The sequence below is a fragment of the Flavobacterium frigoritolerans genome (genome assembly GCF_025847275.1).
Lineage (GTDB): Bacteria > Bacteroidota > Bacteroidia > Flavobacteriales > Flavobacteriaceae > Flavobacterium > Flavobacterium frigoritolerans.
Genome location: NZ_JAOZEV010000010.1, coordinates 1 through 13,302 on the forward strand (window position 1 = coordinate 1; position 13,302 = coordinate 13,302).

General features: G+C 32.1%; 9 protein-coding genes and 1 other RNA gene. 5 read left to right on the top strand and 5 right to left on the bottom strand.

Going from position 1 to position 13,302, the window contains the following annotated elements:
* Positions 1–130: 130 nt before the first annotated feature.
* Together OIU80_RS12955 and OIU80_RS12960 are read right to left on the bottom strand one after the other, a co-directional pair.
* Complete coding sequence (locus OIU80_RS12955; RefSeq protein ID WP_264287431.1) at positions 131–1,711, bottom strand: RagB/SusD family nutrient uptake outer membrane protein; 1,581 nt, start codon at positions 1,709–1,711, stop codon at positions 131–133.
* Positions 1,712–1,722: 11 nt separating this feature from the next.
* A complete protein-coding gene (locus tag OIU80_RS12960; RefSeq protein ID WP_264287432.1) occupies positions 1,723–4,755 on the bottom strand; it encodes a SusC/RagA family TonB-linked outer membrane protein in 3,033 nt (1,010 codons plus the stop codon).
* A 275-nt stretch (positions 4,756–5,030) separates the two neighbouring features.
* Here OIU80_RS12960 and OIU80_RS12965 point away from each other — a divergent pair, with 275 nt between their 5' ends.
* From OIU80_RS12965 to OIU80_RS12975, 3 genes are all read left to right on the top strand, one after another.
* Positions 5,031–6,065 (top strand): sensor histidine kinase, encoded by a 1,035-nt coding sequence (locus OIU80_RS12965; protein WP_404827373.1) that lies wholly within the window; start codon positions 5,031–5,033, stop codon positions 6,063–6,065.
* Positions 6,055–6,756 carry a LytR/AlgR family response regulator transcription factor gene (locus OIU80_RS12970; protein WP_264287434.1) on the top strand — a complete coding sequence of 234 codons (702 nt, stop codon included), beginning with the start codon at positions 6,055–6,057 and terminating at the stop codon, positions 6,754–6,756. Before OIU80_RS12965 ends, OIU80_RS12970 begins: the two co-directional genes overlap by 11 nt.
* 178 nt (positions 6,757–6,934) lie before the next feature.
* Positions 6,935–8,374 carry an MFS transporter gene (locus OIU80_RS12975; protein ID WP_264287435.1) on the top strand — a complete coding sequence of 480 codons (1,440 nt, stop codon included), beginning with the start codon at positions 6,935–6,937 and terminating at the stop codon, positions 8,372–8,374.
* A 193-nt stretch (positions 8,375–8,567) separates the two neighbouring features.
* On the opposite strand, the gene fsa is transcribed toward OIU80_RS12975, so the two are convergent.
* From fsa to ffs, 3 genes are all read right to left on the bottom strand, one after another.
* Positions 8,568–9,224 (bottom strand): fructose-6-phosphate aldolase, encoded by a 657-nt coding sequence (fsa, locus tag OIU80_RS12980; protein ID WP_264287436.1) that lies wholly within the window; start codon positions 9,222–9,224, stop codon positions 8,568–8,570.
* 143 nt (positions 9,225–9,367) lie between these two features.
* On the bottom strand, positions 9,368–10,171 hold the full coding sequence (locus OIU80_RS12985) for an SDR family oxidoreductase (RefSeq protein ID WP_264287437.1): 804 nt from the start codon (positions 10,169–10,171) through the stop codon (positions 9,368–9,370).
* 169 nt (positions 10,172–10,340) lie between these two features.
* Positions 10,341–10,438, bottom strand: an RNA gene (gene ffs, locus OIU80_RS12990) — signal recognition particle sRNA small type.
* Positions 10,439–10,526: 88 nt separating this feature from the next.
* Here ffs and OIU80_RS12995 point away from each other — a divergent pair.
* Both OIU80_RS12995 and hutI read left to right on the top strand, forming a co-directional pair.
* The gene (locus OIU80_RS12995) at positions 10,527–11,582 is read left to right on the top strand and encodes a glutaminyl-peptide cyclotransferase (protein ID WP_264287438.1); all 1,056 of its coding nucleotides are present in this window, start codon (positions 10,527–10,529) and stop codon (positions 11,580–11,582) included.
* Between the two features lie 13 nt (positions 11,583–11,595).
* Positions 11,596–12,834: an imidazolonepropionase gene (gene hutI, locus OIU80_RS13000; RefSeq protein ID WP_264287439.1), complete on the top strand. Its 1,239-nt coding sequence runs from the start codon at positions 11,596–11,598 to the stop codon at positions 12,832–12,834.
* Positions 12,835–13,302: the final 468 nt, after the last annotated feature.

Here is a 13,302-nt window from a genome sequence, read left to right on the forward strand (position 1 = left end):
AATTTCTATAGCACTTTTCATTTTTTATTTTTTATAATATTTATTATAAAGACATGCGCGTTTAAAAGAGGCATAAGTAATTTTCATTACTTATGCCGCTTACATTCTTTCTTAAAAATTTGTTTTTTTATTAGAAATTAGGAGTATTAACATCCCACCAAAGTCTGGTTCCTCCATTATCAGGTCCGCCTAATTTAGCTAAACCGGTAGCAACCCCTGCATTATTATTTGATATCTCTGACTGCACAAAATTAATTCTTCTTACACCAAGCGCAGTACTAATTTTCCCTCCACTGTTATTAACAACTACAGGTAGCAATTTAGGATAACCTGTTCTTCTATAATCCGACCAAGCTTCTTGTCCTTCTGGGAAACCTGCAATCCATTTTTGAGTAATAATTCTTTGTAATTTTACTTCATTAGTCACTGCTTCATCCCAAGCAATTGTTATATTATTTACTGGACCTCCATTATTTTCAGGAAAACTAGGATCAACATAAGCTATAGGTAAACTAACATTATCTGCCATATAAGCCGATACTCCTGCAGCACCTCTTTGATCAAATGAGGATTGAATTCCCATTTCATAAAATGTTTTAGCATCACCCCCCATGTTCCAACCTCTTAGCGCTCCTTCTGATCTTAGAAAATAAGCCTCAGCAGTTGTCACTAAAAAAATCACATTTGTCTGTACAACTTCTCCAATACCTGAAAATCTCTCATGATCTCCTTTTCCGCCAATATTAATACCTGTACGAATTCCTTTGTATTGACCTGGAAATTGAGCCGATGTTTCAAAATAAGCAGCTATTCTAGGATCATTGTATCCTTTTAAAATAGACTCCATATCTGCAGACATACGAATATCTAACCAGTCATTAATTTTAGCAATAGAATTGAAAAAAGTAGGAGATATAATTCTAAACGCATCACTATTAGCTGTCATTACTCCAAATTTTTGTGCCACAGCTTTCTCAGCTTGTTCTTTTGCCAAGGTAGGATTTACTTTTACAATACGCATTGCCAATCTAAGACGCAAAGTATTTGCAAATTTCACCCAAGCTTTATAACTTCCCTTGTAGCTTGACATATCTGCATCTGCAAAAGCAGTAGGCTCTCCTGCATCAACTCTTTTTGTTAATTCTGTAACAGCAAAATCTAGTTCGCTAAACATTTGATTGTAAACTTCTTCTTGAGAATCATACCCTATTGGTGCATTTTTTCCAAATTGAGAATATATAATTGGTCCAAAAATATCTGTAACCCTGTGCATACCTTCTACTTTCAAAATAAGAGAAAGTGCATAAAAATTATCAAACTTTCCTTTTGATTTATTTGCAATATCGTATGCATTAAACATCACATTAGGATAAGCATTAGTCCATATAGCATCATTCCATCCATCAATCAAATCATAAGTAGTATTATTACTTCCACCTCTAAAACCAGTTGGTGTAGCCATATAACCTGACCAAATATCACTATTCAAATTTTGTTGTAGTTGATATTGATCTTCAAGACCACTACCTATAACTTGAATATTGTTAAACATTGGAGCAAATCCTGCTTTGATATGATTAAAATCTTGCTCCAGCTGTTCTTGACTAAACCCTTGTGGATTCGTATTAATTTCCTCAAAATTATCTGTACAACCTACTGCAGCAAATAATGACATACAGATAGCTGTTCTTTTTATTGTATTTAGTTTCATTTTTTTAAATTTTAGAAAGTTACATTTAAGTTAAGTCCAATACTTCTAGTAGATGGTAAACCATAGATATCAACACCTTGCAAGCCTTCTCCTGTACTTAATCCAATATTTGGGTCAAAAGGTGCGTCTTTGTAAATAAAGAATAAGTTTCTAGCGATTAATGAAATACTAGCTGTTTGAAAAACTGGAAGTTTCTTAGGATTAAAAGTATAGCCAATTGAAACCTCTCTAACACTTACGTTTGTAGCACTGTAAACATACTCACCAGTAATTCCATCTCTCGCTCCAACTGATTTATAATACTGTTTTGCATCCATTTTATTAACTGCTGTACCATTAGGCATAATAGCATTGATGGCAACTCCTCCTGCATTTCTAGCATCACCTGTAACTTTAGAAACTCCAAAATAATCATTTTGAGCCTCAGTCATACTCATTACATCACCTCCAAAACGTCCATCAATTAAAACATTTGCGAAGAAAGGTCCTACCTTGAAAGAATTAGAAAAACCTAACATGAAATTTGGATTCGAATTTCCAACTTCAACAAAACCTGGTGTTTTTTGAATATTACCATCAGAATCTAATAAAATTCTACCTTGATCATCTTTTAAAATGGTTCTACCCATAATAACACCAAATGGTCTTCCTTCTATTAAAGAGTATTGGTAATTATTATTTCCTGGATTAGTCAAATTAACTATTCCTTTAGATTCAGCTGGAAGTTCTTTTACTTTATTTTTATTTTGAGAAAAATTCACAGATGTATCCCATGAGAATTTATCTCCTCTAAAAATACCTGCATTTAATACAACCTCAAAACCTTTATTTTCAATACTTCCTGCATTAAAACCATAAAATCTAACTCCTTCTGGATTTCCTACTGGAGCAAGAGCTTGCAAATATTGATTTTTTGTTTCAGAGTCATAGTAAGAAATTTCAACTCCAAATCTGTTATTAAACATTCTCCACTCTGTACCAAATTCATATTCTGATTTAAGTTCTGGTTTTAAAGTAGTACCTCTTTGTACTCCAACCTGAGGTTGACTACCAGAAATTCCAGGAAGAGAATAATTTACAGGACTAGTAACAAAAGCAGAAACATCATTCCCCACTTGAGCATAAGTTGCACGAACTTTACCAAAATTAATAAACTCAGGCATTGCAAACATTTGACTAAGTATACCTGATAAACCTACTGACGGGTAAAAATACGATCCAGTATTAGTATTAACTAATGTAGATGACCAGTCATTTCTAGCAGCAACATCTAAATACAACATATCTTTATATCCTAAAGTTGTAGTTGCAAATACAGATTGTATCTCTCTTTTAGCATCAATTGTTTGATAATTTCCAGCATTATTTGCGAAATTATGAAGTGTAAACCAGTTAGTAAGAATTAAACCACCACCAATTCCAGAATCTAAAATTGTTCTATCATTTGTTATTGTATTCGTAATACTTGTACCAACATTAGCATTAAATGTAAAATCGTTACTAAATTTAGTATTAATTGTAGCGATTAAATCTCCATAACGCTGTGTACTTACAGAATTATTACTAATATATCTACCATTTTTATGAGAAATCGTACCTTGAGTTGTAGCAAATATTTCTTTATCAAAATCACTTTCAATTTTATTATAGCTATATCTTGAAGCAATTGTTAACCAATTATTAGCTTTATAAGAAGCTGTTAATGCACCATTAAAGAAATTATTCGTATCCTCAGATTTATTTCTATTAATTGCCCAATATGGGTTTTGCATAATATCCCTGTTTGTCATCCAATTTTGAGCCATTAAGTTTCTGCTTGGATCAAAAACTTCGTAATTATTTTTATAATAATTAAAATCATTCCCTCTTGGCATTAAATAAACTCCAGTTAAAGGATTAAAATAAAGACCATTAACAGGTCTATTTGCTATTGATTGAGAAGTGTAATTTGCATTTACACCTATTGTTAGTTTATTGTCAAAAAACTTTGCCGTTTGACGAATACCAAAATTGTTTTTCTTAATACTGTTTCCAGGAATAATTCCCGTTCCTGATGTATTAGCATAAGTCAATGCGGTTGAAGTAGTCTCTGATGCGGTAGAATACCCTAAAGATGTAATTTGAGTAACTCCCGTTTCAAAGAAATCTTTAACATGGTCTTTTACTTTTTGTTTCGCACCCCAACTTTCATCTTCTCCAGGTTTTGCAATATAATCATTCTGAAACTTAGGCAAATAAGCAGCTGTTTCAAAAGTAGTTACTGATGAAGCTGCAAAACTTGATTTACCTTCTTTACCTTTTTTAGACGAAAGCAAAATTACACCATTCGCTCCTTGAGAACCATATAAAACAGAGGCAGCAGCTCCTTTAAGAACTGTCATTCCTTCATAATCATCGGGATTAACTAAAGATATAACATCACCACCATCACGGTTACCACCTGCCAAACTACCAAATGTATCATTAGGCTGACCTGAACCAGCGTTCAACATCGGGATACCATCAATTACATATAAAGGTTGATTATTTGCTACTGAAGAGTTTCCACGGATAACCACTTTTGTAGATCCACCGCTTCCACCAGCACTTTTTGTTACTGCAACACCAGCAATTTTACCAGCTATCGTATTAATAACGTTAACATCTTTTACACGAGTTAATTCCTCACCTTTAAGCTCTTGTGCAGCATAAGTCAAGGATTTTTTTGATTTTTTAATACCTAATGAAGTTACAACAACTTCATTCAACGCATTCGAAGCCGCAGTTTGTAACTTTACATTAACAGTAGTAGCATCACCTACTATTACTTTTTGTGTTTCTAAACCTACATAGGTAAAAACCAATGTTTGTCCTTTTTGAGCATCAATAGAGAAAACACCGTCGAAATCGGTAACAGCCCCTTTTTGTCCTCCTTGCACTGCAACGGAAGCCCCTGGCAACGGCATTCCATCAGAATCTGTAATCACACCTTTAATGTTTTTAACCTGAGCAAGCGAAACCTGCGCTGTAAAAACAATCATAAAGATTAAGAAAATTTTTTTCATGTTTATTTATTTTTGTTAGTTATGGTGTAAATTTATTCTTAAGGGATTGTTAAAAAAAATAAATTATACCAACAACAACAAACTTTAAACCAACGACATAAAATAATCAATAATACGCTATACGAAAACGTTTTCATATCTAAAATATGGCGTATTTTATATTTTTTTTAAAGTTTTACTCAAAAAATAGTTGGTTTTACTAACTAATTGTTTAAAGTTGCAAAAATATTCTTAGCCACCAAAAACCTACTAAATAATTGAAAGCAATCAGTAAAATGAAATTTGATATTAAAATTCAGAATCACCTTTGGTTTTGGGGTGTTTATTTTTTGTTAAATTTTTTAAGATGGGGAGCCTACTTTAATGATTATCCCTATTCATTTAAATCGAACCTTATTGAATTCTCATTACACATACCTTTAGTCTATTTTAATCTATTTGTACTGGTACCACATTATGTATTAAAATCAAAATATACTAAATATACTTTTAGTTTAATAGCAAGCCTTTTTGTAATTTATTTGGTAAAAACCGCTCTTACCTATTATATTATATCACAAAACATTTGGCCAGAAGCAAATCGAGAATACAAACCTTTTGAAATAAATCACATCGTTGCTGTATGTATTGGTGAATTATATGTAGTCGCAATGGCCTCTTCTGTTTATTTAACGTTAACCTGGTTACGAGAAAGAGAAAGGAATCGATCTTTGAGAGAAAACCAATTTAAAATTAAATTAAAGTATTTAGAAAATCAGATACAGCCCCATTTTTTCTTCAATACCCTAAATAACTTATATGCTTTATCGCTGGAATCATCCGATAAAGTTCCAGATGTAATTATTAAACTTTCCAAATTAATGGAATATGTTTTATATGACATAAAAGGAACCAAATCTGTTAAATTAATTCAGGAAATCGACTACATCCATAATTATATTGAAATAGAAAAACTCCGATTTGAGAATGTTGAAGTTAGTATCAATTTGGAATCTAATATTGATGAAATAGAGGTTCCGCCATTAATATTCATCTCATTAATAGAAAATGCTTTTAAACATGGAGGTCTTAATAACCCTAATTTAAAAATAAAAGTAAATTGCAAAATCATTGATAACAAAACTCTGGATTTTGAAGTAATAAATAATTTTGTACATTCACAAAATCTTAAGACAAAGAAAGGGATTGGTTTAACTAACACCCTAAAAAGACTAAAACTAATCTATAAAAATAATTACAATTTAGAACACAAAACTAAATTTAATTATTACATAATTCGTTTGCAAATACCTATTAATAATGAAGATTAAATGCGTATTGATTGATGATGAGCCATTAGCGATCAAAGTTCTACAAAACTATTTTACAAACTTTACCGATTTTGAAATTACCGGTACATTTGTTAACGCACTAGAAGCACTGGATTTTATAAACAATAACAGTGTTGATGCCGTATTCTTGGATATTAATATGCCAATGATGACCGGATTTGAACTCATTAGTTTAATAGAAAACAAAACTAAGGTTATTATAACCACAGCTTTTAGAGAGTTTGCAGCAGAAAGTTATGATCTAGAAGTTTTGGATTATTTAGTAAAACCTATTCCACTACCCCGATTTATAAAATGCATCAATAAAATTACAACCGAGTACAATTTAAAAAACAATATCAAGGTTGAAAATCACCGCGTTGAACCACATCTTTTTATCAAAGTAGATAAAAAAATGATAAAGATAAATATTGATGAAATTTTATTTGTAGAAGGCATGAAAGAATACATCAAGGTCATAACTCTTGATAAAACTTACATCACACATAAATCATTAACCGCATTGTCAGACGAGTTACCAGCCGATAGATTTATGCGTATTCACAAATCATATCTAATTGCAGTCAATAAAGTAAAATCTATTGAAGGAAATCGCATACAAATCCAATCTTTTACTTTACCGATAGGTAGGAATTATAGCAAAGAAGTAAAAAGCAAAATACTAGAATAACCTCCTCACTATCATCAGTTTTACGTCTTCAAAAAATAACACTTTGTTGAATAATTCATGTCGTTGGTATAAATTTAACATTATTTGTCCCGTTTTATTTTTTTTTCATCGAGTTAACAAATATATTTACGCTCGTCAAAAAACAAATAAAAACAAATAAAATTAACCTTATCACATTATGAGTTCAGAAAATGTACAAACAAAATGGGGGCAGTTTATCCCTCTAGTCATCGTATTCTTCTTCTGGGGATTCGTTGCGGCTAGTAATGATATTCTAATCCCAGTATTTAAAACAGCCTTTAATTTATCACAAGGAGAAAGTCAGTTAGTATCATTGGCATTTTACATAGCTTATACTGTTGGTTCATTAATATATATGGGTATTTCTTATTTAATCAAAGAGGATTTAGTCAATAAAATTGGTTACAAAAACGGATTATCATTAGGTTTACTTATTTCTGCTTTAGGAACATTATTATTTTATCCAGCAGCAAATACAGGTTCATTTCCTTTAATGCTATCAGGTTTATTCATCGTTGCATTAGGATTCTCATTACAACAAACTGTTGCAAACCCACTAGCTATCGCTTTAGGCCCTATTTCTACAGGTTCTCAGCGTTTAACTCTTGCGGGAGGTATCAATAATCTTGGGACAACAATTGGTCCATTAATCGTAAGCTTTGCGATCTTTGGATCTAGTGTAGATAAAACAACTACTTTAAGTATCGAAAGTGTAAAAATCCCTTATTTAATATTAGGATTTGCCTTTTTACTAGTAGCTATATTATTAAAATTCTCTTCACTTCCAGACAAACCTGCTTTAGTACAAGAAGACGCTGCTATTGAAGGTTCAATTGTAAAAAAATCAGCTTTACAATACCCACAATTAGTTATGGGAATGGTTGCAATATTTTTATACGTAGGAGTTGAAGTATCTACAGCTAGTAACTTACCTGCTTATATGGAAACCAAATTAGGTTTTTTAACACATGAAGTAGCACCGTATATCTCATTATACTGGGCGAGTTTAATGATTGGTCGTTGGACTGGTGCTGTAGAAGCATTTACAAATGACCTTAGCCTACAAAAAATATTACGCTTTCTAGCTCCATACTTAGCTTTTGGTGTATTTTTAGGAGTAAATGCAATTGCTAAGCACGATTTAACCCCTTTCTATATCTACGGATTAATTATTTTAGTATTAATTGCAGCTGATATCGCAAGTAAGGGAAATCCAGCAAGAATGTTGCTTATATTTTCTACACTAGGAATTATTGCACTAATAATTGGTATGACAACTCACGGCATGGTCAGCGTTTATGCAATTACCAGTGTTGGTCTTTTCTGTAGTACCTTATGGCCATGTATCTTTACATTAGCTGTAAGCGGACTAGGAAAAAATACAAGCCAAGGCAGTAGCTTCTTAATTATGATGATTATGGGTGGTGGAGTAATCAGTTGGTTACAAGGTCACGTTTCAGAAACTATTGGTATCCAAGCTAGTTATATCATTGGAGTTTTATGTTTTACATACCTAGCATTTTATGCTTGGAAAGTAAGCGGAATCTTAAAGAAACAAGGAATCAGCTTCGACAAAAAATTATCAGGCGGTCACTAAAAAACATTTAAATAAATAGAAAAAAGTCCCATTTTACAATGGGACTTTTTTTATGCATTGGGAGTTTCTAAATAGCTATTTTCTATAATCCATAATCCGCATTTTCAAACTCAAAACAAGCATTTAACAGGTATAAAAAAACCACCATGTTTTTGACAAACATGGTGGTTTAAAATTAATATAAAGAATAAAATTATTTATTCCCTTTTTCAAAATCAGCAACAAACTGTGCCAATCCGATATCTGTTAATGGGTGTTTCAATAAACCGTAAATTGCAGAAAGAGGCCCAGTCATTACATCAGCACCAATTTTTGCACAATTTACAATATGCATAGTATGACGCACAGAAGCAGCTAAGATTTCAGTTTCATAACCATAGTTATCATAAATCAATCTAATCTCTTCGATAAGCGCTAAACCATCTGTAGAAACATCATCCAAACGACCAATAAATGGAGAAACATAAGTAGCTCCTGCTTTAGCAGCCAATAAAGCTTGTCCAGCAGAGAATACTAAAGTTACGTTTGTTTTAATTCCTTTATCCGAGAAATATTTCGCAGCCATAACGCCTTCTTTCGTCATTGGTAATTTAACCACAATTTGCTCGTGTAAATCTGCCAATTCTTCACCTTCTTTGATCATTCCGTCGTAATCCAAAGCATTAACTTCAGCACTAACATCACCTTCAACAAGATTACAAATATCAACGTAATGTTTCAAAATGTTGTTTTTTCCAGTAATTCCTTCTTTCGCCATCAATGATGGATTAGTAGTAACTCCGTCTAAAACACCTAAAGCTTCTGCTTCTTTAATTTGAGCTAAATTAGCTGTGTCAATAAAAAATTTCATATGTATTATATTTAATTGTGTTCCTAAATAGGGCGTGACCACAAGGGTCGGGTTTTTCATTACAATCTTTTATTTTTTTTAAGAAAAAAAATAAAAGGATTTCCATTTCACCCCCTCACGCAAAATGAAAAATCGCTACAAAATTACAACTTATAATGATTCATTAACATCTTTTCATAAACTTTATCAGGAAGAATACGTTTCAAAACAATTGAAAATTTCTGCATAAAAGCCCCAACTTTATAATGCCCTTTAGGATTTTTAGTCAGCATAATTTTATAAATAGCCTCAGCCATTTCATTAGGATTCCCTCCCGCATCAACATGTTCATTCATTGTTTCAAGCGTACGTCCGTACACAGTTTCATATGCAGAACCTTTAATTACAGGTGCATGATAACGACCAGCAGCAATATTCGTAGCAAAATCTCCAGGAGCAACATTAGTAATACTAACACCAAAAGATTTAACTTCCATACGTAACCCTTCAGTAATTAATTCAAGTGCTCCTTTAGAAGCCGAATAAACACTTCTATAAGGCAATCCCATATAACCTGCAATAGAAGTAATATTAATAATCAAACCTGATTTTTGCTCACGCATTTGTGGCAAAACAGCTTTCATTACTTCAATAGGACCGAAAAAATTAGTCTCAAAATTATTCTTGATTTCCTCAGTCGGAATCTCTTCTAAAGGACCAGTAATCCCAACACCAGCATTATTAATAACGACATCTAAACGCCCTGTAATTTGAATGATTTTTGCAACAGCAGCCTTAATCGACTCAACATTACGAACATCTAAAGCGACTAAAGGAAAAACAGAATTCAAAACCTTCTCTGGAGTTCTACTAGTTCCATACACCACAAATCCTTTGTTATGCAAAAATTCCCCAATTGATTTTCCAATTCCTGAAGATCCTCCGGTAATTAAAATGACTTTGCTCATTAATTTTTAGTTTAAGGTTTAAAGTTAAAAGTTTCTGACATCTTGTAAAAACTACAAATACCCAAACCCAACTCTTTATGAAAGGTCCAAAAATAAAAAAATCCTCCCGAAGGAAGACTACTTTTAAATTAATTCTAAAAAAAAATCCCGATACATCGGGAAAATTAAAAAAAGGCAAGCGACCTACATCGCATCGCTCAACCACTTACCCTTGCTATGTTCCCATCCTGGGGGAGTCTGCAGGAGCAGATCGTGTAGGACTTGCCGGTGCAAATATACAATCTTTTTATATTTTTGCAAGAGCTTTGTGCCTATAAAAATAACATTGTATATTGGCTCCTTTAAATTTTAGACTATGAAAAAGCATAACATCCTAACATTCATTTTATTAGGAATCACACTAATTGGTTGCAAAGAGACAAAAAAAGATGAAAATTCTATATTTTCTTTTGATGATTCTAATTTTCCTGCCCATTTTCTGATAAATCAGTCTGTTTCTTTGGGTATTTTAAACCCAAATTCAAAACAAATTGACAGCATTGTGTACTTTGTAAACGATAAAAAAGTCGGTTCCGTAAAAGGCTTAAACAAATTAAATTTTGAATTAAAAGATCAAAAACTAGGATACCAAAAATTAAAAGCATCGGTTTATTTTAGTGGAGAAAACTCAGAAGCGACTTCAAGAATCGAATTAGTTTCAAGCGTACAACCAAAATTATTAAAATACAAAATCGTAAATACATATCCTCATGATGCAAAAGCATTTACTGAAGGTTTGGAATTTTTTAGAGATACCCTTTATGAAAGCACAGGTCAAAAAGGAGATTCTTATTTTAGAAAATACGATTACAAGACAGGTAAAGTATATAAAGAAATAACACTTGATAATAAATACTTTGGAGAAGGAATTACCATTATCAACAACAAACTATATCAACTATCTTGGCAAGAAAAAACAGGTTTTATATATGACATCAATACATTAAAACTTGAAAAAACTTTTACTTACGATAGAGATATCGAAGGTTGGGGTATGACAAATGACGGGAAATACATTTATCAAGGTGATGGAACTGAAAAAATTTGGAAAATGGATCCTGAAACTCAAAAGATGATTGATTACATCAATGTATATTCAGGAAGTTCAAAAATTAAAGCTATAAACGAATTAGAATTAATTAACGGTAAATTCTATGTAAACGTTTTCCAAAAAGATGCTATCGCTGTTGTAAATCAAACCACCGGTGCAGTCGAAGGAATTTTAGATATGTCTGCATTACGTAAACAATTAGATCCAAGCATAACAATTGATGATGTTTTAAACGGAATTGCATACAACCCGAAAACAAAAACCATTTTTGTAACAGGTAAGAACTGGGACAAAATGTTTGAAATAACTGTTTCTGAATAATACAAAATAAATCATGACAACCCTTATCATCAATATAAAAGAGTTAATACAAGTTCGAGAAACTTCAATTTCTAAAGTTTCTGGAGCCGAAATGGCAATTCTTCCAACTATAAAAAATGCCTATTTAGTTTTAAAAGACAATCTAATAGCAGACTTTGGTACAATGGAAAGTATTCCGGAAATAAAATCCGATTCTGTTATTGATGCTACAGGGAAAATGATTCTTCCTACTTGGTGCGACAGTCATACACATATTGTATATGCTGGCAACAGAGAACAAGAATTTGTAGATAGAATAAATGGCCTTTCTTACGAAGAAATTGCTAATCGTGGTGGCGGAATTTTAAATTCCGCCAAAAAACTTAACGAAACTTCAGAAGAAGAAATATACAACCAATCCAAAGCCAGACTAGAGGAAGTGATTCGTTTAGGAACTGGAGCTGTCGAGATAAAATCAGGTTATGGACTTACAGTTGATGGGGAATTAAAAATGTTGAGAGTCATAAAAAAACTTGACGAAAATTACCCAGTAACTATAAAGGCAACTTTTTTAGGAGCACATGCATTTCCTTTGGAGTTCAAAGAAAACAAAAAAGGATACATTGATGAGATTATTCATAAAATGCTACCTGAAATAGCCAAAAACAAACTAGCCGATTATGTCGATATATTTTGTGAAACAGGCTATTTCTCTGTCGAAGAAACGGAACAGATAATGGAGGCTGGTATCCAAAACGGATTAACACCAAAAATTCATGTCAACCAATTTAATTCTATTGGAGGCGTACAAGCTGGAATTAAATATAGAGCCCTTTCTGTCGATCATCTCGAAATAATGAACCCAGAGGACATTACAGCCTTAAAAGACACCGAAACGATGCCTGTAGCGCTACCATCTTGCTCTTATTTTCTAAGTATTCCATACACACCTGCAAGAGAAATGATAAAAGCAGGATTACCTTTGGCATTGGCCACAGATTACAACCCTGGCTCTACTCCATCAGGTAATATGAATTTTGTTGTAGCTACAGCCTGCATCAAGATGAAAATGACACCCGAAGAAGCAATTAATGCAGCTACAATAAATGGAGCTTATGCAATGGGAGTTTCAGATACTCACGGCAGCATAACAGTAGGTAAAAAGGCTAATTTCATTATTACGAAACCTATTGTATCCTATTACCAACTTCCTTATGCTTTTGGCAGCAATTTAATAGAAAGTGTTTTTATCGAAGGTGAAATTTTCAAATAATAAAAGCACAAAGCTAAAACAAAACCTATATTAATTTAAATGACTCTAAAGTAACATTTTAGATTTGGTTATAACTAAATAAGTCAGTATCTTTACTTTTTAAATCATAGCTTTTTTCTTATGAATACATTAGGTAACATATTAGATTTATGCAAATTTAGTTTGAAACAAAAAGGTTTCAATACTAGCATAATCTTGGTTCCTAATATAAACGTTCCGATAACGTTTCTTAATTCATTTAAATTAAAAATCTTCCCGAATTATTAAGCACCAGCGAGTGTGCTTATTGAATCCTAAAAACTTTATTTTTCATCAATCATTCCCAATACAAATTTGGATAATGTTACTCGCTATATAAAGTTTTATTTATTTCTATAAATTTTAGGATCTCGGTTATTTTAAACTATTTAAATAATTAAAAAAAATAAGATCATGGCTAAGGTAAATAACATGAAAGCATCTACAAAA

What these genes read in the sequence shown, in the direction of transcription:
- OIU80_RS12960 (WP_264287432.1), bottom strand. Translation starts at nt 4,755, where the DNA reads ATGAAAAAAATTTTCTTAATCTTTATGATTGTTTTTACAGCGCAGGTT.
- OIU80_RS12955 (WP_264287431.1), bottom strand. Translation starts at nt 1,711, where the DNA reads ATGAAACTAAATACAATAAAAAGAACAGCTATCTGTATGTCATTATTT.
- fsa (WP_264287436.1), bottom strand. Translation starts at nt 9,224, where the DNA reads ATGAAATTTTTTATTGACACAGCTAATTTAGCTCAAATTAAAGAAGCA.
- OIU80_RS12995 (WP_264287438.1), top strand. Translation starts at nt 10,527, where the DNA reads ATGAAAAAGCATAACATCCTAACATTCATTTTATTAGGAATCACACTA.
- OIU80_RS12965 (WP_404827373.1), top strand. Translation starts at nt 5,031, where the DNA reads ATGAAATTTGATATTAAAATTCAGAATCACCTTTGGTTTTGGGGTGTT.
- OIU80_RS12985 (WP_264287437.1), bottom strand. Translation starts at nt 10,171, where the DNA reads ATGAGCAAAGTCATTTTAATTACCGGAGGATCTTCAGGAATTGGAAAA.
- hutI (WP_264287439.1), top strand. Translation starts at nt 11,596, where the DNA reads ATGACAACCCTTATCATCAATATAAAAGAGTTAATACAAGTTCGAGAA.
- OIU80_RS12970 (WP_264287434.1), top strand. Translation starts at nt 6,055, where the DNA reads ATGAAGATTAAATGCGTATTGATTGATGATGAGCCATTAGCGATCAAA.
- OIU80_RS12975 (WP_264287435.1), top strand. Translation starts at nt 6,935, where the DNA reads ATGAGTTCAGAAAATGTACAAACAAAATGGGGGCAGTTTATCCCTCTA.